This is a genomic window from Idiomarina sp. X4 (genome assembly GCF_002808045.1).
In the GTDB taxonomy this organism is placed as follows: domain Bacteria; phylum Pseudomonadota; class Gammaproteobacteria; order Enterobacterales; family Alteromonadaceae; genus Idiomarina.
This window is the reverse complement of the sequence record NZ_CP025000.1, coordinates 909,065-929,223: the sequence shown is the minus strand read 5'-3', so window position 1 is coordinate 929,223 and position 20,159 is coordinate 909,065. Positions and strand designations below refer to the sequence as shown.

General features: G+C 48.4%; 25 protein-coding genes. 14 read left to right on the top strand and 11 right to left on the bottom strand.

All coding sequences use genetic code 11. The features are described 5' to 3' along the window. The first annotated feature begins 65 nt into the window (after positions 1-65). Entirely contained in the window at positions 66-926 is an 861-nt protein-coding gene (gene rpoH, locus CWC33_RS04485) for an RNA polymerase sigma factor RpoH (RefSeq protein ID WP_088769153.1), read from the top strand. After that, a complete protein-coding gene (locus tag CWC33_RS04480; RefSeq protein WP_100690947.1) occupies positions 927-1,196 on the top strand; it encodes a YkgJ family cysteine cluster protein in 270 nt (89 codons plus the stop codon). On the opposite strand, the gene CWC33_RS04475 is transcribed toward CWC33_RS04480, so the two are convergent. From CWC33_RS04475 to gpmI, 3 genes are read right to left on the bottom strand one after another with little or no spacing between them, the layout of a single operon-like run. Next, positions 1,141-1,869, bottom strand: a complete 729-nt coding sequence (locus CWC33_RS04475; RefSeq protein ID WP_232709841.1) for a divergent polysaccharide deacetylase family protein — start codon at positions 1,867-1,869, stop codon at positions 1,141-1,143. The two genes, CWC33_RS04480 and CWC33_RS04475, sit on opposite strands and share 56 nt — an antisense overlap. 26 nt (positions 1,870-1,895) lie before the next feature. After that, a complete protein-coding gene (locus CWC33_RS04470; protein ID WP_100690945.1) occupies positions 1,896-3,044 on the bottom strand; it encodes a murein hydrolase activator EnvC family protein in 1,149 nt (382 codons plus the stop codon). Further along, on the bottom strand, positions 3,041-4,576 hold the full coding sequence (gene gpmI / locus CWC33_RS04465; RefSeq protein WP_100690944.1) for a 2,3-bisphosphoglycerate-independent phosphoglycerate mutase: 1,536 nt from the start codon (positions 4,574-4,576) through the stop codon (positions 3,041-3,043). Before gpmI ends, CWC33_RS04470 begins: the two co-directional genes overlap by 4 nt. 165 nt (positions 4,577-4,741) lie before the next feature. On the opposite strand from gpmI, the gene CWC33_RS04460 reads away from it, so the two are divergent. From CWC33_RS04460 to gpsA, 3 genes are read left to right on the top strand one after another with little or no spacing between them, the layout of a single operon-like run. After that, positions 4,742-5,170 carry a rhodanese-like domain-containing protein gene (locus tag CWC33_RS04460; protein ID WP_100690943.1) on the top strand — a complete coding sequence of 143 codons (429 nt, stop codon included), beginning with the start codon at positions 4,742-4,744 and terminating at the stop codon, positions 5,168-5,170. A 42-nt stretch (positions 5,171-5,212) separates the two neighbouring features. Continuing rightward, positions 5,213-5,716, top strand: coding sequence for a protein-export chaperone SecB (secB, locus tag CWC33_RS04455; protein ID WP_088769143.1), 504 nt, complete (start codon positions 5,213-5,215; stop codon positions 5,714-5,716). 12 nt (positions 5,717-5,728) lie between these two features. Then, positions 5,729-6,730, top strand: coding sequence for an NAD(P)H-dependent glycerol-3-phosphate dehydrogenase (gene gpsA / locus CWC33_RS04450; RefSeq protein WP_100690942.1), 1,002 nt, complete (start codon positions 5,729-5,731; stop codon positions 6,728-6,730). Positions 6,731-6,766: 36 nt separating this feature from the next. On the opposite strand, the gene slmA is transcribed toward gpsA, so the two are convergent. From slmA to coaBC, 3 genes are read right to left on the bottom strand one after another with little or no spacing between them, the layout of a single operon-like run. After that, complete coding sequence (gene slmA, locus CWC33_RS04445; RefSeq protein WP_053953203.1) at positions 6,767-7,357, bottom strand: nucleoid occlusion factor SlmA; 591 nt, start codon at positions 7,355-7,357, stop codon at positions 6,767-6,769. Between the two features lie 28 nt (positions 7,358-7,385). After that, a complete protein-coding gene (dut, locus tag CWC33_RS04440; RefSeq protein ID WP_100690941.1) occupies positions 7,386-7,841 on the bottom strand; it encodes a dUTP diphosphatase in 456 nt (151 codons plus the stop codon). 11 nt (positions 7,842-7,852) lie between these two features. After that, on the bottom strand, positions 7,853-9,091 hold the full coding sequence (gene coaBC / locus CWC33_RS04435) for a bifunctional phosphopantothenoylcysteine decarboxylase/phosphopantothenate--cysteine ligase CoaBC (RefSeq protein WP_100690940.1): 1,239 nt from the start codon (positions 9,089-9,091) through the stop codon (positions 7,853-7,855). Positions 9,092-9,191: 100 nt separating this feature from the next. Between coaBC and radC the strand changes: the two genes are divergently transcribed. The 3 genes from radC (at position 9,192) to rpmG (ending at position 10,452) form a co-directional block, all read left to right on the top strand. Next, the gene (radC, locus tag CWC33_RS04430) at positions 9,192-9,866 is read left to right on the top strand and encodes a RadC family protein (RefSeq protein ID WP_100690939.1); all 675 of its coding nucleotides are present in this window, start codon (positions 9,192-9,194) and stop codon (positions 9,864-9,866) included. Positions 9,867-10,047: 181 nt separating this feature from the next. Beyond that, positions 10,048-10,284, top strand: coding sequence for a 50S ribosomal protein L28 (gene rpmB / locus CWC33_RS04425; protein ID WP_053953199.1), 237 nt, complete (start codon positions 10,048-10,050; stop codon positions 10,282-10,284). Positions 10,285-10,296: 12 nt separating this feature from the next. Beyond that, complete coding sequence (gene rpmG / locus CWC33_RS04420; RefSeq protein ID WP_008489399.1) at positions 10,297-10,452, top strand: 50S ribosomal protein L33; 156 nt, start codon at positions 10,297-10,299, stop codon at positions 10,450-10,452. A 68-nt stretch (positions 10,453-10,520) separates the two neighbouring features. Here the strand turns inward: rpmG and CWC33_RS04415 are convergent, their stop codons facing one another. Then, complete coding sequence (locus tag CWC33_RS04415; RefSeq protein ID WP_100690938.1) at positions 10,521-11,138, bottom strand: 2OG-Fe(II) oxygenase; 618 nt, start codon at positions 11,136-11,138, stop codon at positions 10,521-10,523. Between the two features lie 93 nt (positions 11,139-11,231). Between CWC33_RS04415 and CWC33_RS04410 the strand changes: the two genes are divergently transcribed. Together CWC33_RS04410 and mutM are read left to right on the top strand one after the other, a co-directional pair. Beyond that, the gene (locus CWC33_RS04410; protein WP_100690937.1) at positions 11,232-11,726 is read left to right on the top strand and encodes a hypothetical protein; all 495 of its coding nucleotides are present in this window, start codon (positions 11,232-11,234) and stop codon (positions 11,724-11,726) included. Positions 11,727-11,729: 3 nt separating this feature from the next. Next, positions 11,730-12,542 carry a bifunctional DNA-formamidopyrimidine glycosylase/DNA-(apurinic or apyrimidinic site) lyase gene (gene mutM, locus CWC33_RS04405; RefSeq protein ID WP_100690936.1) on the top strand — a complete coding sequence of 271 codons (813 nt, stop codon included), beginning with the start codon at positions 11,730-11,732 and terminating at the stop codon, positions 12,540-12,542. On the opposite strand, the gene bioH is transcribed toward mutM, so the two are convergent. Further along, positions 12,539-13,243, bottom strand: coding sequence for a pimeloyl-ACP methyl ester esterase BioH (gene bioH, locus CWC33_RS04400; RefSeq protein WP_232709840.1), 705 nt, complete (start codon positions 13,241-13,243; stop codon positions 12,539-12,541). The genes mutM and bioH overlap by 4 nt on opposite strands. Positions 13,244-13,347: 104 nt before the next feature. Between bioH and CWC33_RS04395 the strand changes: the two genes are divergently transcribed. The 3 genes from CWC33_RS04395 (at position 13,348) to CWC33_RS04385 (ending at position 16,189) form a co-directional block, all read left to right on the top strand. After that, positions 13,348-14,031, top strand: coding sequence for a ComF family protein (locus CWC33_RS04395; protein WP_100690934.1), 684 nt, complete (start codon positions 13,348-13,350; stop codon positions 14,029-14,031). Between the two features lie 72 nt (positions 14,032-14,103). After that, entirely contained in the window at positions 14,104-14,682 is a 579-nt protein-coding gene (gene nfuA / locus CWC33_RS04390) for a Fe-S biogenesis protein NfuA (protein ID WP_088769126.1), read from the top strand. Positions 14,683-14,800: 118 nt separating this feature from the next. Continuing rightward, a complete protein-coding gene (locus tag CWC33_RS04385) occupies positions 14,801-16,189 on the top strand; it encodes a DUF4397 domain-containing protein (RefSeq protein WP_100690933.1) in 1,389 nt (462 codons plus the stop codon). Here the strand turns inward: CWC33_RS04385 and CWC33_RS04380 are convergent. Continuing rightward, the gene (locus CWC33_RS04380; RefSeq protein WP_100690932.1) at positions 16,167-17,483 is read right to left on the bottom strand and encodes an MATE family efflux transporter; all 1,317 of its coding nucleotides are present in this window, start codon (positions 17,481-17,483) and stop codon (positions 16,167-16,169) included. The two genes, CWC33_RS04385 and CWC33_RS04380, sit on opposite strands and share 23 nt — an antisense overlap. 60 nt (positions 17,484-17,543) lie before the next feature. On the opposite strand from CWC33_RS04380, the gene CWC33_RS04375 reads away from it, so the two are divergent. Continuing rightward, positions 17,544-18,626: a polysaccharide deacetylase family protein gene (locus tag CWC33_RS04375; protein WP_100690931.1), complete on the top strand. Its 1,083-nt coding sequence runs from the start codon at positions 17,544-17,546 to the stop codon at positions 18,624-18,626. 13 nt (positions 18,627-18,639) lie between these two features. On the opposite strand, the gene CWC33_RS04370 is transcribed toward CWC33_RS04375, so the two are convergent. Together CWC33_RS04370 and cyoE are read right to left on the bottom strand one after the other, a co-directional pair. Next, positions 18,640-19,254 carry an SCO family protein gene (locus CWC33_RS04370; protein WP_100690930.1) on the bottom strand — a complete coding sequence of 205 codons (615 nt, stop codon included), beginning with the start codon at positions 19,252-19,254 and terminating at the stop codon, positions 18,640-18,642. Between the two features lie 8 nt (positions 19,255-19,262). Then, a complete protein-coding gene (gene cyoE / locus CWC33_RS04365; protein ID WP_100690929.1) occupies positions 19,263-20,159 on the bottom strand; it encodes a heme o synthase in 897 nt (298 codons plus the stop codon).

Below are 20,159 nucleotides of genomic sequence, written 5' to 3'. Positions count from 1 at the left end.
GAATAGGGTCTTAGACACTGACGATTAAGCGGTATTTTGTCGGTTTTTTTATTAGAGGTTGTTAAATGAGTACTGAATTAAGCACCATGGCATTATCGGTTCCCCAAGGGGGAGGACTGGACGGTTATATTCAGTCAGTCAACCGTATACCTATGCTAAGCGCTGAAAAAGAGAAAGACTTAGCAACTCGACTTTATGAAGAAGGCGACTTAGATGCAGCGCGTGAGCTCATCATGTCTCATTTACGTTTCGTTGTGCATGTTGCCCGTAGTTATTCTGGGTACGGTTTGCCGCAAGCCGACTTGATTCAGGAAGGCAACATTGGCTTGATGAAAGCTGTTAAGCGCTTCAATCCGTCTGTTGGTGTCCGTTTGGTTTCTTTTGCCGTTCACTGGATCAAAGCAGAAATTCATGAATACGTTTTGCGTAACTGGCGCGTCGTGAAAGTAGCGACCACCAAAGCGCAACGCAAATTATTCTTCAACCTGCGCAAAATGAAAAAGCGTTTGGGTTGGTTCAGCCAGAAAGAGGTTGAAACGGTTGCTGAAGAACTTGGCGTTAGCACCAAAGAAGTACTGGAAATGGAATCACGAATGAGTGCCCATGACCAAGCTTTTGAGTTAAGTTCAGATGACGATGACTCTAAGGAAGGTAGCACTTATTCTCCGGCAATGTATTTGGAAGATAAGCGCTCAGATTTAGCCGCTGAAATTGAAGCAGAAGACTACGAGTCTCATAACCAACAGAAGCTGCTGACAGCGATGAGTGAGCTTGACGAACGCAGCCAGGACATTGTGCAGTCACGCTGGTTGTCAGAAGACAAAACCACATTACACGATCTGGCCGCGAAGTATGAAGTGTCTGCCGAGCGCGTTCGCCAACTTGAGCAGAACGCTATGAAGAAGCTTCGCGTTGCTATGAGCTAAATGCAGTGCCGCGTTGGTTGCGGCGCCTGCTGCATAGCTCCATCCATTAGTTCACCTATCCCCGGCATGCCAAATGGTAAACCGGCCGGGGTTCGTTGTGTTCAACTCGATGAAAATAACTTGTGCCGGCTATTTGGTAAGCCAGAGCGTCCTGCTGTGTGTGAAGCTTTTACGGCGGACTACGATATTTGCAAAGACACCCGCGATGAAGCGCTTATTTTGCTGACGTCACTGGAAGAGGCGACATCGAACGACTCGACGCAGCAGTGAGCTCAGACGCAAAAACCAACTCGATACCTTGTTCTTCCAGCTCCGGTAAATGCTCTTTCAAAAACGCCAGCGTTTCAGGGTAAGGGTGTCCAATGCCGATAGCCGAACCATGCTTCCTTGCGTGTTTTAGGAGCGTTGTGAATTGTTGGGTTAGGTAAGCGTCGTCTGTTTCGTTATCTAAAAATACGTGTCGGCGACTGGACTTAACGCCCAATGATTTAGCGGTATCTTCCGCGACACTAAACTCTGTCGTTCGGCTATCCAGAAAGAATAGCTGTCGAGAGGACAGAGTTTCCATGACGGCGTGCATAGGAATAGGCAACTGCGTTAGTTTGCTCCCCATATGGTTATTCATACCTTCGACGTAGGGGATGGACTCTAGCGCATCAGTAAGTTGCAGTTTTATTTGCTGTGCACTCATAACCGACGTGATTTCGCCGGGGCCAGACCAGATATTATCGACGGCTTCCATCGGCATGTGCAGCAAAATTTGCTTCTTTTGGTGATGTGCCCGTAACGCAAACGAGCGAGCATAAGGTGTATAAGGTAGCACCGCGAAAGAGAGCTTACCGGGCAATAGAGCAGCGTCTAGATGACTTTTGTGGTTACCGATGTCGTCAATCACAATGGCAATTTTTGCGGCCTGAGTGCTACTGACGACAAAAAACGCCAAAGCTATTATCACCTGGAGGTATCTCATTAGCGTATCCAGTGACTCGGGTTCTGCGGTTTTCCCTGGTGACGAATTTCAAAGTACAGAGACGCTTTGTCGCGAGAGCCCGATTGCCCCATAAGCGCTATTTCTTCGTCTTTCTTCACTTTCTCGCCAACGGTTCTAAGCAATGCTTGATTATGCCCATACAGGCTCATGTAATTTTCGCCGTGGTCAACCACAATAACTAACCCAAAGCCGCGTAACCAGTCCGCATAAACAATACGACCATCGGCAATAGAGCGAACCTCTTGTCCGTTACTGCCCTCTATAAGCACGCCTTTCCAGTCAACCGGGCCTTCGCGGCGTTGGCCAAATACACGACGAACGTTGCCGTCACTGGGCCACCTTAATTGTGATTTAATGGGTTTTAAGCCAACCAGACGAACATCGGCCTGCCGCTCTAATGCGGCTTCGATGGCTGTTAATACTTGCTCTAATTGCTCACGGCTTTGTTCTAACTGCTTAATTTTAGCTTTATCGCTGCGCTGTTCGGCTTGCAGTTTTGCGAGAGTTTCTTCTTGAGCTCGTTGCTGGTTTTCTAACTGTTTCTTTTGCTCAGCTTGGCGTTCACGAAGTGCAACGACATCGGCTTTTTTGCTCGTCAGCTCTTCTTTCAGCTGCTCTATATCGTTTTGAGTCTGTTTTATTTGCTCGATTTCTTCAATACGAGCATCATTCATGTACTGATAGTAAGTGAGTAACCGTTCAAGCTCCGCGGGAGAACCTTGGTTAAGCAGCATCTTAAGAAAATCGTGATCACCATTGATGTAGGCTGAAGTAATTTGTTCTTCAAGCAGAGAAAGTTGCTGTTTCTGTTCCGCCTGTAAGCGCTCTAACTCTTGTTGTGCCTTGTCAATTTCCGTATTAATGCGGCGCAGCTCTGTTGAGGTTTTTTGAATAGCACTGGCGATTTCGGCGGTTTTTAGTTCTAAGCGTCGCAGCTTACTTTCAATATCAGACAGCTCTTCGTCACGACTCTCAATGGCTTGCAGATGCTTATTTAATTCTGCGTTTAGCGCTTCAATTTCAGCCTGAGTGGCCGCTTTGTCTTCTTCACTGTAAGACTGCGCAAACGCCTGACCGTTAAGTATCAGCCAGGCGATTGACAGCATTAAAGCAAAGGCTTTTATCATGACTTTTTCAGCGTCATTAAGGTTTTTCCGGTCATTTCTTCCGGCTGCTCCATACCCATTAAATGTAAAATGGTGGGTGCTACGTCTGATAAGCGACCGTCGCGAGCCTGCGCGCTTCGACCAACGTAAATGAAGGGAACCAACTCGTTGGTGTGCGCTGTATGTGCCTGTCCGGTCTCATTGTCGCTCATTTGCTCTGCATTACCGTGGTCAGCGGTAATTAAGCATTCACCACCAACCGCCTCTAGTGCGGAAACAACGCGGCCAACACTGTGATCAACGGCCTCACAGGCTTTAACTGCGGCATCAAAATTACCGGTGTGACCGACCATGTCACCATTCGGATAGTTACAAATGATGACATCAAAGGCTTGTGATTCAATGGCATTGACGAGTTCATCGGTCAGTTGCTCAGAGCTCATCTCCGGCTGCAAGTCGTAGGTTTTAACCTTCGGTGATGGAATTAATACACGCTTTTCACCTTCAAACTCCTCTTCGCGTCCACCGCTAAAGAAGAAAGTCACGTGAGCGTATTTCTCGGTTTCAGAAATCCGCAGCTGGGTTTTGCCATGTTTTTCCAACCATTCGCCGAGTACGTTATTGAGTTGCTCCGGTGGAAACGCACAGGAAGTCTTCAGAGTATCTGCGTATTCGGTCAGCATGACGAAGTCAGAGGTGTTTGCACGCGGTCCGCGTTCAAAGCCGTCAAAATCTTCATTAATAAAGGCTTGTGTCATTTCGCGTGCGCGATCAGCGCGGAAGTTCATAAAGAAAATAGCGTCGCCGTCTTTGACCGCTGCGGGCTGCGCAATAACCGTAGGCTTTACGAATTCGTCAGTTTCGCCGCGTTCGTAAGCGTCTTCCAGCGCATCTAACGCATTGGGACTGGTTGTACCGGAAACCCCGTGGTAAATAGCCTTGTAAGCTGTTTCTATGCGATCCCAGCGGTTGTCTCTGTCCATTGCGTAAAAGCGGCCGCTGAGCGTAGCGAAACGGCCTTTCCCTAAACGGGCGAATAGGGCCTCAAATCGCTCAATTGTTGTTTTGGCTGACTTCGGTGGCGTGTCGCGACCGTCTAAAAATGCATGCACATAAACGTCGCTAGCACCTTGTTCGACTGCCATTTCAACCATTGCAATCAAATGATCTTCGTGACTGTGTACGCCACCTGGTGACAGCAGCCCCATAATATGCACAGCGCCGGATGCATCTTTCGCTTTTGCCAATGCATCGCAAAGCACCGGGTTTTTAAAGAAACTGCGATCAGAAATTGCCTGGCTAATGCGCGTAAAATCCTGATAAACAATGCGCCCGGCGCCTAAGTTGACGTGACCGACTTCTGAATTGCCCATTTGTCCGTCAGGAAGTCCTACTGCGCCCCCAGAGCCATCGACTAAGCAATGTGGATATTGCTCCCAAAGACGATCCATCACGGGTGTTTGAGCATTTGAAATGGCATTGTCCGGTGCGTCTTCGCGGTATCCCCAACCGTCAAGAATCAATAGAACCAAAGGTTTAATCGTACGACTCATAAAGGGCCTCTTCGTTTAGCTTTTGCAATGCATTGTTGAGAATTATTCTACTTTATTTCTGGCGCATCCGCATCCATTCAAGATTTTACTGGCAACTGAAATTTGTACAGGTATACTCTTTGCCCGCGAGATTTTTCTGACAACCCTCTGGTAGTGGTAGCTTATATGCAAGAACTGTTAGATTTCATTAGCCGAAACCCCATGATGAGTGGCCTGTGGGTGGTGTTATTGGTTGCGCTAATTATTACTTATGTGCGCTCTGCCATGTCACCCATTAAGAGCCTACAGCCACAAGAAGCGACGGTTTGGGTTAACCGTGGCGATGGCATTTTTGTTGACATTCGTAACCAGGATGAATTCAAAAAAGGCCACATTCACGGTTCAAAGCACTTAAGCATGGACAAAATTAAGCAAAAAAGCTTAACGTCTATTGAAAAATTCAAAGACGCCCCCATTGTGTTAGTCTGTGCAACAGGAATGACGGCAAAAGCAGCCGCATCTCAGTTAACCGCTGAGGGCTTTAAGCAAGTGGCGGTATTACAAGGTGGCATGAACGCCTGGCGTAATGACAAACTGCCGGTTTCGCAGAAATAATAACAACGAATTGAAAACTCATAGTGAATAGGAAGTAAAATCATGGCTGAAGAACAGCAAGCAAACGGCGCAGCAGCCGAAAACCAACAGCAACAAGCACAATTTGCTATCCAGCGTATCTATGCAAAAGATATTTCTTTTGAAACGCCAAATTCTCCAAATGTATTCCGCAAAGAGTGGAAGCCAGATCTGAAACTGGATTTAAACGTTAAGCACGAGAAAATCGAAGACGGCGTTTACGAAGTGGTACTGACGCTGACAGCGACCAATAAAGTTGAAGACGACGTTGCTTTCCTTTGTGAAGTGCATCAAGCCGGTATTTTCTCAATTGGTGAAGAAGTTCAGGAAGGTCAACTGGCACATATGCTGGGTTCTTTCTGTCCGAACATCTTGTTCCCATACGCACGTGAGTGTGTAGCGAGCTTGGTTAATCGTGCAACCTTCCCTCAGTTGAACTTAGCACCAGTTAACTTTGACGCTATCTTTGCGCGTCACATGCAGCAGCAAGCGGAGCAAGCTCAGGGTCAACAGACTGCTGACGCTTAAGCGAACGCGATAATGCAAACACCACAGGTGACGATATTAGGGGCGGGCTCTTATGGGACCGCCCTTGCTATTTGTTTTGCGCGAAAAGGCATCCCGACAATGTTGTGGGGCAGGGACTCTGAGAAAGTCGCGCTAATGAGGTCAGCCAGAGAAAACGCTGCCTACTTACCCGGCTGTCCATTTCCTGAATCTCTGCAAGTGACTGATGACTTAGAGTTGGCGCTAAAAGACGTCGACAACGTGGTTGTGGTCGTGCCAAGTCATTCATTTTCCAGCATGTTAAAGCAAGCGAAGCCGTTGCTGAAAGAGAATGCCCGAGTTGCCTGGGCAACCAAGGGTCTGGAACCTGATACTGGCCGACTTCTGTATGAAGTCGCTGAAGAAATTTTGGCCGACAAGCATCCGTTGGCGGTGTTGTCAGGGCCAACTTTCGCTATTGAAATGGCAAAAGGTCTGCCTACCGCTATTTCCATGTCATCGACCGACCAAACTTTTGTCGACGAACTGTCTGACATGCTGCATTGCGACCGTTCCTTCCGTGTTTACACCAACAATGACTTTATTGGTGTTCAATTAGGTGGGGTGGTGAAAAACGTGATTGCCATTGGCGCAGGTATGGCCGACGGCATAGGCTTTGGCGCGAATGCACGTACCGCACTGATTACTCGTGGCTTAGCTGAGTTAACTCGACTGGGTCTGAAGCTAGGAGCTAAAAGCGATACTTTCACCGGTATGGCAGGGCTGGGTGACCTTATCTTAACCTGTACCGACAACCAGTCGCGAAACCGACGCTTTGGTCTAGCGCTAGGTGAAGGCAAATCGGTCGACCAGGCGTTAAAAGACATTGGTCAGTCCGTAGAAGGGTATCGTAACACCAAAGAGGTGGTCGCACTGGCGTCTCGAAACGGTGTGGAAATGCCCATTGCTGAGCAAATTTACGCGGTCCTTTATGAAGGTAAAGAGCCGCAACAAGCCGCTATCGATTTGTTGAGCCGGGAGCGTAAAACGGAATAACCGTTCTACGCTTCAGGCTTCATTAGCAAGGTTCGCTTAGGCACCTGCTAATTGCTGTTCCATTACCTGCCACTGGGCTGCCAGATGTTCCGTGGGTAAGCGCTTAAAGTTAGAGCGAACAAACTGACTGATTTTACCGTCGGCATAGCTTAGTAGCATATTTGCCAGAACGGCCTCATCGACAATAAACTTCTGTTGTTCCCGCATCGCTTTTTCACGCAGAACCTGCTTAATTGAGCTTTCAATACGGTTAAACAAGTCTTCCATGCGACTGCGCAGGCGGTCATGTTCACCCATGAGTGCGTCGCCTGTCATAACGCGGGTTATGCCTGGGTTACGCTCAGCAAATGTCAGCAATAGCTGCAAAATCATGTAGCAACGAGACAGCGTATTTTTTTCTTCATTCATAATGAGGTTAATACGCGTCAGCAGGGTGTCCTCTACAAATTCGATAAGGCCTTCAAACATTCGTGCCTTAGAAGGGAAGTGGCGGTACAATGCTGCTTCAGAGACACCAAGGTTGGCGGCTAACTTTGCGGTTGTAATGCGCTGACCCGGGCTGGTTTCCAGCATTGCGGCCAACGCCTGGAGTATTTCTTCACGACGGTTACGTTTTTGTTCTGCCATGAGTGGTTATTTCCTTATGTATGGACAGTTAAGAACGACCAGAGTGACCGAAACCACCTTCGCCACGGTCTGATTCTTCAAATTCGTCGACAATGTTCATGCTGGCTTGTATCACTGGCAAAATCACCAACTGGGCAATGCGGTCGCCCGGCTCAATGGTGTATGCCTTATTGCTGCGGTTCCAGCATGATACTTTTAGTTCGCCTTGATAATCTGAGTCGATAAGACCCACTAAATTGCCTAAAACTAAACCGTGTTTATGGCCGAGGCCTGAGCGCGGCAGAATGGTGGCGGCATAGCCCGGGTCACCAATATACATGGCGATACCGGTGCCAATGAGTTGGGTTTCGCCCGGCTCTATGGTCAAGGGTTCGTCTAAACAAGCACGCAAATCCATGCCGGCAGAGCCGCTGGTTTCATATTTAGGAAGAGGGATAGACTGACCGATACGTTCGTCGAGAATTTTAACGTCCACTTGCGTCATGAGTTGTTCACTTAGCTCCTGTTGGATGTATCAAAATAGCGCTTTGCAATAGCATCGATAATGGCAACAGCCATATCATGCTTGCTCATGGTCGGAAGTGACTGCTCACTTTCCTTGCTTAATATCAACGCACTGTTCTGGTCACTATTGAACCCCTGATGAGACTCACTGACGTCATTGGCGATGATCATTTGCAGTTGCTTACGCTGTAATTTGCTTAAGGCATTTTCTTTTAAATTCTGGGTTTCCGCGGCAAAGCCCACGGTAAAAGGACCGTTGGCAGACTGTGCCACCGTTTTCAAAATGTCAGGGTTTTGCACCAATGACAGTTTGGGCGGTTCACTGTTTTGCTCTTTCTTAATTTTGTGCTCGGCGACATGCTCTACGCGATAGTCGGAGACCGCAGCGCAACCGATAAAAACATCACAGTCTGTAAGCTGTTGTTGTACTGCTGTCAGCATTTGCTCAGCGGTTTCAACATCAATACGTTGTACGCCTTTCGGTGTGGCAAGCTGGGTGGGTCCTGACACCAATACAACCTTTGCTCCGGCATTAGCCGCTGCCTGAGCTAACGCATAACCCATCTTGCCTGAACTGTGGTTACTGATATACCGCACGGGATCGATAGCTTCGCGCGTCGGACCCGCTGTAATGACAAAAGTTTTACCCTGCCAGGTGCCGGAAGCTGTAGAACCGCTGTCCGGCAACTTATCGTCTAGCAATGCCTTAACAATATCGGTGGGGTCGGTCATGCGGCCATAGCCAATATCGCCACAGGCTTGTTCGCCGCTTTCCGGACCAATAAAGGTAATGCCGCGCTCTCGCAGAGTAGACACATTCGTTTGTACTGCAGTGGCCGCCCACATTTGCTGATTCATTGCCGGCGCAACGCAAACAGGCGCTTTGCTGGCTAAAACCAGCGTACTGAGTAAGTCATCGGCAAAACCGTGAGTAATGCGTGCCAGGGTATTTGCTGTGGCCGGAGCAATAAGAATCAGATCGGCCCATCGTGCTAGCTCGATATGGCCCATAGCGGCTTCTGCTGTGGGATCAAGCAAGTCATCGCTGACCGTAAAACCAGACACAGCCTGTAAGCTAAGTGGGGTTACAAAGGCTTTGGCACTTTCGGTCATGACACAGCGCACCACTGCACCTTGTTCACGCAACCGGCGCACCAGGTCAGGTGTTTTATAGGCTGCGATGCCGCCGGTAATACCCAAAAGAATGTTTTTGTTCTGCAGTTGTGTCATGCGAACCCCTCAATGTTAACTCGTGTAAAGATAACACGAGACCCGGAAACACGGTAGATGCTCGTTATACTTATCCGCAGTTCAAACGAAGGAGAGTATAATGAGTGTCAAGGAGTGGCCGGTTGCAGAGCGTCCGCGTGAAAAGTTGCAGTTACAGGGGGCGCAGTTTCTCAGTGATGCGGAGTTATTAGCGGTATTATTGGGCAGTGGCCGACAAGGGCAGGATGTGGTGACCTTTTCCCGCAAGTTACTGCACCATTTTAATGGTATTGGACCGCTGTTAGTCGCTAGCCGTGAGCAACTGCTTGAATGTGATGGTATTGGGCCAGCCCGGGTGAATCAATTGCAGGTTGTTATGGAGTTGTCGCGGCGGTATTTAAAGTGGCAACTGGAACGCACGGACGGCTTTACTGAGCCAAGTATGGTTAAGGACTATCTCATTTCGAAGCTTAGGCACCAAAGTCGGGAGTTGTTTGTCTTGCTCTTGCTTGACAGCCAGCACCGGCTGTTGCACTACGAAGAACTGTTTCAGGGCACCATCAATGCGGCGCCAGTGTACCCGCGTGAAGTGATTAAACTGGTGATGAAATACAATGCAGCCGCGGTTATCTTAGCGCACAATCACCCGTCGGGCGTGGCAGAGCCAAGCCAAGCGGATCAGCGCGTGACTGAACGAGTGAAAAAAGCCCTGAGCTTAATTGATGTTTCTTTACTCGATCATTTTGTTATTGGTGCTGGCGCACCCATTTCATTCGCCGAGCGTGGATTGTTGTAGTTTTATACTGGCAGTTTGGTGAAAAATCACGTAAAATCCGCCCGAACGATCGTTAAGGATCATATTTCCGTCGTATTAGCTTGATTAGAAGGGCAGTTTGCTGTATAAAATGCGCCCTCGGATTTATAGGCAAGGTCACGTTGGGCGACAGGCGAGCTTGCAGCAATTTTGGAGTAAAGACATGTCACAAGTATGCCAAGTTACAGGTAAGCGTCCGGTAGTCGGTAACAACCGCTCGCACGCACGCAATGCGACGAAACGTCGCTTTTTGCCGAACCTTCAATCGCACCGCTTTTGGGTAGAAAGCGAGAAGCGTTGGGTTAAGCTGCGCATTTCTACTAAAGGTATGCGTATCATCGATAAAAACGGTATCGACTCGGTATTAGCGGATCTCCGCGGCCGTGGTATCAAGGTGTAAGGAAAAGATATTATGCGCGATAAGATTCGTTTGGTGTCGTCTGCGGGTACTGGTTACTTCTACACGACAGACAAAAATAAACGCACCATGCCAGAAAAAATGGAAATCAAAAAGTACGACCCAGTGGTTCGTAAACACGTGATTTTCAAAGAAGCTAAAATCAAGTAATTGGTTTTATCGCTTACAAAAAACCCAGCTTCGGCTGGGTTTTTTATTGCCTGGTTTTTACGTGCTATTTAACGCGGTGGGTCAATAATACCTGAAACACTCGCGTTAATGCGGAACCAACCGGTAACACTAAATCGGTCACGTTTTGATGGCAGTACTTCATGTACAAAGCGATCACTTAAAAACACCACTAATCGGCCTTGTTGGGGTAAAACGGTTTCCAGAACCTCCCCTTTTGCGCCGTATATCACCAGCTGTCCGCCATCGTCTTCCTGCCACTGCGGGTTTAAATAAAATACGGTGGTTAGCACTCGGTTACTACGCCCTTTAAACGCGTCTAAATGCTTTTTATAAAACGCCCCATTAGGGTAGTGTGCCAAGTGGCATTCGTAATCGAACAAGCCCATAAACAGCGACCGGTTAAACTCAACACGCAGCTCTTCCATTATCGCCAAATAATCAGCGTGTTCAGGTTGCTCTGGGGTTAACCAGTAAATACGGTCGTTACGAACCATAGTGTTAATGGTTTGTGACTGCTGGCGACCTATGCCGGCCATATTCCAATATTGTGCGGACAGTTGCTGCGAATAGTCATACAAGGCTTGTGACTGCTGCTGTGGCAGGAAATTATCGACAATGCAGTATCCGGTGTCGGCAACGGAGTCGATGATAGTAGGTAGCAGCATAGTAGTATGACCATATTCATTTTTTGTCGCGCGAAATATAGGGTATTCTTAACATAGCAACAAGCAAAAAATAACACACTTAGGTGCTCTTTTATGAAGGTTAACGAAAAACGCAAACTGTTTGGCGTAACAATGCGTAAACGCTCCTGGAATAACGTTCTGGTCTACGTCATTCTTATTATTATGTTTGTGTTTTGGTACGTTGCGCCACCCATGAAAAAAACCGATGAGACAGTGTCGGAGCCTACCAGCGAAATTGGCCTGATCCCTGACGACGGTACTCTGGCAGCCATAGAAATGCCGGATTTGATGTTGAAACGAGACAACGGCAAATGGCAATGTGCGAACGAATGCAGGCTAACTAACCAGCAAATTAGCGGAGTCGTCACTAACTGGTTATCGATAAAAATGACACCAGTTCAAGAACAAGCCACCGATAAAATTACCGATGTTTTACTGTCGTTCAATGACGGCAATACGGCTCGAGTAGAACTTTATGCGTCACCGTATCTTATTTTAAGGTTACCGAACCAGCAGCAAAACTTTAAAATTGAGAATTTACACGTAAGTCAGTTATTAGGACGTTAATACATGCCTGAATTACCAGAAGTTGAAGTCAGTCGGTTAGGCATATCGCCACACATAGAAGGTCACCAAATACATCACGTTAATGTCCGTGACAGCCGTTTGCGCTGGCCGGTACCCGAGACAGTGAAAGAGGTTGAAGGACAAGCGTTGTTAAGCGTTAAGCGGCGTGCCAAGTACCTGTTGTTAGAGACCCATGCCGGTACGTTAATCTTACATTTAGGTATGTCGGGCAAGTTGCGAGTGGTGCCAGTAGAAACGCCGTTTTACAAGCACGATCACATCAGTATTGAATTCGATGACGGCCAAAGTTTGCGTTTGAACGATCCGCGCCGTTTTGGTGCGTTACTTTTTACCAAAGAGCAACCCGAGATTCATGATTTACTAAAGCACTTAGGCCCTGAGCCTCTGACAGATGCGTTCCACGCAGATTATTTGTTCGAACAGTCCCGTAAACGCACACAGCCGGTTAAAACCTTTATTATGGATAACCGAGTGGTGGTTGGCGTTGGTAATATCTACGCGAACGAAGCCTTGTTCAAAGCCGGCATTAATCCCAAACGCGCCGCCGGCAAAATCAGTAAACAGCGCTATGAGAAGCTGGTTCCTATTATTAAAGAAACCTTAGCTCAGGCAATAGAGCAGGGCGGTACGACCCTTCGTGACTTCACCCAAGTAGACGGCGCGCCGGGCTACTTTGCGCAAAAGCTTCAGGTGTACGGTCGTGGGGGTAAATTGTGTATGGTGTGCAGTAGTCGACTGAAAGAAATTCGGTTGGGTCAGCGCAGCACCGTGTATTGCACGACCTGCCAACGCTAATTCTGCGAAAACTCCGAAAGCACGCGGCAAAAATCGTCAGGCTCTGATAAAAATGGCGCATGCGAGCTTTTATTAAAAGTCACTGATTTTGACTGCGGTGCCAGCTCGTCAATTTTTGTAATCGCGCGTTCAGGCACCAAGCTGTCGAGGCGACCATAAAGCCGTAGAAAAGGGACTTCCACATTAACTAATTGCTCGCGAAGGTCGCATTCTTGTAACAGCTTCAGTGTTTCTTTAAGCACTTTCTGGTCGGGGGTTGGCTTACTAAAAATAAGCTCTCTGACTAATTTTATTTGTGCTTTAGCATCGCTGCTTCCCATAGCTTGTATTGCTAAAAAACGCTCTATGGTTTTCCGGAAATCGGAGTCGAGCTGCTGTTGAAATTGCTCAAGCACACGAGGCTTTATACCCGGCCAGCTGTCAGACTCGACAAAGTGTGGTGAAGACGCCACCGTGGTGAGCGATAGAACTCTATCTGGATGTTTTAGGGTAAACTGTGTCGCGACTAGCCCACCCAAGGACCAACCCATAACATGAAATCTTTCGGGTAATGCAGGTGCCAATGCGTCGACCAAGTCGTCTAAACTCACCGATGCTTCGAACGACCAGGATGAGTCACCAAAACCGGGCAAATCAACACAGTACACCGTGTACTTTTCACTTAAGGAAGGAATAATAGGTTGCCATATATTCGAGTTCATTCCCCAGCCATGGATTACAACTAAAGGCGTTCCTGCCCCGTGGCACTGAATAGATAGGCTCACTATACTTCCTCTATTTGAATAGCAAATGGTTAACGGCACTTATGCTAGCGTTTTTACGAGATATCGCCAACCAGTTTGGTGGTGGCAAGTGTTGGAGTTGTGGTACCAATAGAGCCAGTGGCAGCGACTTCTGTAATTATTGCGAATGGGCGTTGCCGCGTTGGTATCCGGCTTGCTGTCAGCATTTAGCGGATTTGCGTCACGCGTTAACCGATCGGCCTTGTCGATACTGGTTCGCAAGTCTACGTTGGGAACCCCAAACCCGGCAACTGATGCAGTGTTACAAGTTTCAGCATCGAGCGGAGTTAGCCTCGGTATTTGCAAGGTTGCTGGCCGCACATATTGTGTTGTGCTATCAAAATAAACCCCTGCCCGACGGCATTATTGCTATGCCGATGACGGAAAAGTCTTGGCATAAACGCGGTTTTCATCAAACGGCGTTAGTTGCCCGGGAGGTGGCTAGCTTGCTAAGTATTCCTTATTTATCCAATGGCTTGAGGATCGTAAGAGCGAAGCCATTGCAACATTTAACCAGCCAGCGAGATCGTTGGCATAATAGTTATAAAAGTCAGTTGGCGCTCGCTAACGTTAAGGGGCAATCGATTGCGGTCATCGATGATGTCATAACAACCGGGGCGACCATGATGGCAGCGGCTGATGCGCTTTACAGAAAAGGCGCTGAACACGTCGACGGTTGGGCCATTGCTTATAATCAAGGTGACTAGAAACTGAGTGGGATGTCAGGTACACTATACCCTAGTAATTTACTCAGGTATAAGCCGTGAGGTAATCAGTTTATGATACGTATTTCAGAAGCCGCGCAGTCACATTTTCAAAAGCTATTGGCCGACCAACCCGAAGGCACAAATATTCGTGTATTTGTGGTGAACCCGGGTATGCCAAACGCAGAGTGTGGAGTTTCTTATTGCCCGCCTGACTCAGTAGAGCCAGACGACGAGCGCTTGCCGTTTAATGGTTTCGATGCTGTCGTTGATTCTGGCAGTGCGCCATTTCTGGAAGATGCGGCCATTGACTTTGAAGAACAGGAATTGGGCTCTCAGTTGACGTTGAAAGCGCCTAACGCGAAAGCACGTAAAGTGGCTGACGACGCACCACTGATTGACCGTGTTGAATATGTGATTCAGGTGGAAATCAACCCACAGTTGGCCAATCACGGTGGTCAGGTCATGGTGACAGAAATTACCGACAGCGGTGTTGCGGTGCTTCAGTTTGGCGGCGGTTGTAATGGCTGCAGCATGATAGATGTCACACTGAAGAACGGCATTGAAAAGGAATTGTTAGAACGCTTCCCGGATGAAATAACCGGTGTTCGCGATGTTACCGAACATGAGCACGGTGAACACTCCTACTACTAGGGGTATAGCGTTAGACAACTTTTCGGTGTCTTTACAATGTCGTGTTAAATAAATGTGATTCCTTGCAGGTCTGTCCCTCGTAGTGATATTTGCCCTAATCAAAACGAGGAAATTAACCATGCAAGGGATCAAAACGTTGGGGATTATCTCAATCCCTCTGTTATTTCTCACCGGTTGTGACTGGTTTGACAGTGACAACGATGACAATACTACCACACCTCCGCCCGCAGCTGAATCCAGTTACGTGCGAGTTCACCATACCTCTGCCGATGCCCCGGATGTCAATGTTTTGGCAGGTGGCTCAGCACTCATTGAAGGCTTGGCGTACCAAGACTCTTCTGCAGTATTGGAAGTTGATGCCGGCGACTACGATGTGTCTGTTGAAGGTATTTTAGCTGACGGTGAAACCGTAGAAGCTATTGCGCCAACATCGCTGACGTTAGCAGCTGACATGCGTTATGAAGTATTCGCTATTGGTCAGCTAGGCGATGAGTCACTTGAGCCTCTAGTGGTTGAAACAATGGTATCTGAAATTGCCGCTGGCGAAAGCCGGATTCATGTCGTTCATGCCGCTTATGGCGCACCGACAGTTGATGTTTATCTTACCGCTCCTGATGCAGCATTAGCGGACGAAGAGGCGGATTTAACACTCGCTTTTGGTGAAGACAGTGGTCAGCTGGATGTACCGGCGGGCGACTACCGTGTTCGTTTAACGGCGGCCGGTGAAAGCACCGCGGTTTATGACTCAGGTACGTTAGCGTTAGCCGACGGTGGTGATTATGTCATCGCTGCTACCAATAATACCAGTGCCAACACCGAAGACTCACCGGTTGCGCTTCAAGTCACTGACGGTACTGATACCTTGGTTGTTTATGACGCCGATACTGGTGCAGATGTACGTGTTGTACATGCCGTGGCTGACGCACCGAACGTTGATGTGACGCTAAATGACGCGGCAGAACCTCAAATTGCTGACTTGCCATTTTTATCCGCAACGGGTTATTTAAATCTGCCAGCCGATGAATATTCTGTGGATGTTGCGGCTGCTGGTGGTGACCCTGTTGTCATTAATGATGCAGCTTTAGCCGTGGAAAACGCTATGAGCTATTCGGTGTATGCGGTTGGCGAACTGTCGACTATCGGTTTGCAAGTGATTGCAGAAAACCGTCGTCGTGTTGCGACTGAAGCACAAGTGCAGCTGATTCATGCCGCACCAAATGCGGGCAACGTCGATATCTACGTGACACCAACGACCGATATCAGTGGTGCAGAGCCACAGTTCAGTGATATTCCGTTTGACGCTGAAGCCTTAGTCAGCACGGGGAATGTGTCGTTACCGCCAGGTGACTATGTTGTAACCGTGACGGCAACAGGCACTACAGACATTGCTATTCAAACCGGTGTATTAACACTGGAAGCGGGTGGCTTGTACACTGCAGCGGCAGTTGACGCCGATGGTGGTGGTTTACCTCCTCAGCTATTACTTATGGACGACCTGGCAAATTAATTCGCCATAACCAAATAGCCTGGGTAATACCACGCATTAACAGAAAGCCGCTGAGAGCCAACCACAAACCGTGGTTCTCCAGCGGCAATCCTAACCACCACAGTGGTAGAAACCCAATTAAAGCGGACAGCAGCATGGTATTGCGCATCCCTTTGCTCATAGACAAGCCAATAAACACCCCGTCAAACCAATAGCTCCAGTGAGCGATAACCGGCATAAGAATTATCCATGGAAGATAGTTCATGGCGGTATTCACCACTTCAGGAATGTCTGTAATGAGACGAACAATTTGCTCACCGGCAATGGCAAACACTAAGGTGTAGCTTACGGCAAATAATGATGACCAAAGCAGGGTTATTTTGCACCAATAGCGGATTTTATCGGGCTTTTTTTGCCCTTTAGCGGCACCCGCTAGCGCCTCGACCGCATAGGCAATGCCGTCCAATCCCAAAGATATCAGCATTAAAAACTGCATAAGAACCGCATTAACGGCAACCAGAGTGCTGCCATAGCGGGTGGCGTAGCCAGTCATGGTGGCCATACAAAGCTGTAAAACCAAACTCCGAACAAAGATATTACCGTTAACACCAAGGAAGCGCCGTAACGCCTGCCCGCTTATTGCAAAGTGGGGCAGTGACCATTGCAGTGCACGAGCGGTCCAGTAAAAGCCGACAATGGCGGTGACCCATTCAGCAATCAGCGATGCCCAGGCCGCACCTCTTACATTCAAGTCGAGACCGATAATCAGCACTACGTCCATCACCACGTTAACGGCGTTGGTGATAATAACCAGCAACATGGCTTTGCGGCTATTTTGGCGGCCCAGTAGCACACCCAAAGCCACCAACGTCATAAGAGCGGCAGGGGCTGACCATAAGCGAATACGAATGTACTCGCGTGCGTAGGGCTCTAATTCAGCCGAGGGCGCGACAACCCACATCGCAGCGTCGTTAATCCAGGGGCTGGCAAAGGCAATGGCCAAGCCCAAGATGACCGCAATAATGACCCCGTTGTTAAAGTGCTGGCGCTGTGCACTTAAGTCTTCAGCTCCGAAAGACTGCGCGATATACCCCGTGGTCGCCATACGCAGGAACACCGCCAGCAAATAAATAAAGCTGACGACCATGGCACCGACGGCAACCGCCGATAAGTAGATAGCATCGGGTAAATGACCTATGATGGCCGTATCAACCAAGCCGAGAAGCGGCGCGGCGATATTGGACACAATCATTGGTAGGGCGATGGCAAATACATGCCTGTGATCAACGGTTGGAAACCCCAAAAACGTTCGCATAAACTTTTCGTGACTTTTTAAAGTATTAATTCAAATACTTATACTGTATCAGGAGTGACTATGAAGGTGTTGAACAAATTACTGGCGGGCAGTTGCGCTGTGTTAAGTCTGGGCTGCTCCTCTGACAGCCTCGCCGCAAACGACAGTGTGGTTGTTTTGCAGTACCACCACGTGAGTGACAGTACGCCGGCGGTTACCTCTATTGATCCTGACACCTTTAAAGAGCACCTGAACTACTTAAAAGACAATAACTTTAACGTCATTGATATTAAGCAGGCGCAAGAAGCGATTGAGGGTAACGGTGAGTTACCTGAAAAAGCGGTCGTTATTACGTTTGATGACGGCTACCAAAATGTGTATGAAAACGCGGCTGACTTGCTAGAGCAATATGAAATGCCGTATACCGTCTTTGTAAACCCGGACTTAATGGCTAAGCACCAAGGTCACTATATGGGCTGGGAAGAGCTGAAAGACATTGAAACTCGAGGAGCTCGTATTGCCAACCACGGTCAGACCCATGCTCATTTAATTCGCCGTGAGCCCGATGAAACCAAAGAGCAATGGGTGGAGCGCATGCATTATGATGTCGTCAGCGCACAAGAGGCTATCGACGAAAATTTAGGAGAGCAGCAAAAGTATTTTGCGTACCCATACGGAGAATACGACAACGAGCTCAGAACGTTGCTCGATGACTGGGGCTTTCTGGCATTTGCTCAGCACTCTGGGCCATGGTCAAAGTGGAGCGAAGAAACGGCGATTACTCGCTTCCCGGCATCGGGTATTTACGCCAACTTAGACACCCTAAAAACGAAATTACGCTCCAAGGCGATGCCGGTGGTCAGTTACAAACCAGAAGAGCCACTGTTGGATTATGAAAACCTTCAACCAACCTTGGAAGTGACTTTAACGGGTGGCGAAGCGTTAAAGGATGTGCGTACCAACCAGTTACGTTGCTTCTCAGGAGGCCAGGTGTTAGAGCCGGAGTGGCACAGTGACACGCGATTTACCGTAGAAATAACCACCAACTTACCAATAGGCCGTTCGCGGGTTAACTGCACGGCGCCGAGTGCATCCGAGTCACGTTATTATTGGTATTCAATAGCGCTTATTCGCCCTGATGCACAAGGTAGCTGGCCAGACTAACAGGATCTAAACGTTAGTCAGCAATAATAGCAAAGTCGCGCTTTAACTGTTCCATGTCGACCACCGGTATTTCTCCGCGCTTGTGGTCGGCATTAAAAATGGCCTTTCGGTGTCCGTTGGGATTCACCAAAATAATGGCGGCGCTGTGATTTACCAGGTAATTTTCTTCACCTTCCTCCGGTATGGAGTACATAAGCCCTAAGTCACGTACGAAGGGAAACAGCGACTTATGCTCAGCGCGCACACCGACAAAGTCTTCGCCAAAATAGCCAACGTATTCTTGCAGCCGCTTTATATTGTCACGCTGAGGATCGACTGAAATCATCCATACCTTGACAGGCGCTTCTGTGGCTTTTTGCAGCTCAGGAAGGGCTTGCTTTAAGTCCGACATGGTTGTGGGGCAAATATCCGGACAGAACGTGTAGCCAGTGAATAATAACGTCCACTGACCTTTTAATGCGTCGTTTGAAACCTCACCGTCATGAGTGCTGGTTAAGGTAAAAGCCTTCAGTGCGCGAGGCGGTTCGTAAATAAGGGCTTCAGGTTTCGCCTGCGGTAAGTTGCTATACACCAGCCAGCCGGCAATTAACGCAATGACAGCAACAATAACGGTAATGAAACGACTCATAAAGGACCCTATACGTAGTGATCAACCAGCAATATGACGAACAGCAACATGAGGTGCCAAATAGAGAAGGCAAACATGTTAAAGGCTGTTTTCTTATTGGGCGCGTATTTCAACTTCCACGCATAAGCCAGGAATATAGCGTTCAGCGCTGTAACACCCACCAGATAAATCATACCGGTCATGCCAATAAGGAATGGCATAAGGCAAACTACGCCCAGCAAAATGGTATAAAGGAAAATACAGGTTTTAGTGAACTCGATACCATGGGTTACCGGTAACATGGGTATTTTGGCACGTGCGTAGTCTTTTGCGCGATGTACCGCCAGTGCCCAGAAGTGCGGCGGCGTCCAGGTGAAAATAATCATGACCAATAAAATAGGAAACGCTGATATTTCATTGGTAACCGAGGTCCAGCCGAGTAGCGGTGGTGCTGCGCCGGCTAAGCCGCCAATAACAATGTTTTGCGGGGTCGCTCGCTTCAGAAACATGGTGTAAATAAAGGCGTAACCGACCATAGACGCAAACGTCAGCCAGGCGGTTAACGGATTCACCCAAGCGTACAAGGTGACAAAACCGATAACACCGATAGTGGTCGCAAAAGTAACGACTTTAGCGGGCGATAAATTCCCCTGAGGCAGTGGACGGCGAAGCGTTCGCGCCATTTTGGCGTCTATGTGGCGATCGACTAAGTGGTTAACCGCAGCGGCAGCGGCAGACATCAAACCAATACCGGTTAAAGCAGGCACTAATACCGACAGCGAAACAAGCTGCTCAGTGGCCAGGCACATGCCAACAACGGCAGTGAGCAATAATAACGCGACGACACGAGGTTTGGTTAACTCAAGGTAGTCTCGCCAATGTGCGTTGCGCGCTTTTGTTATTTGTTTTGTGGCAACGGATTGCAT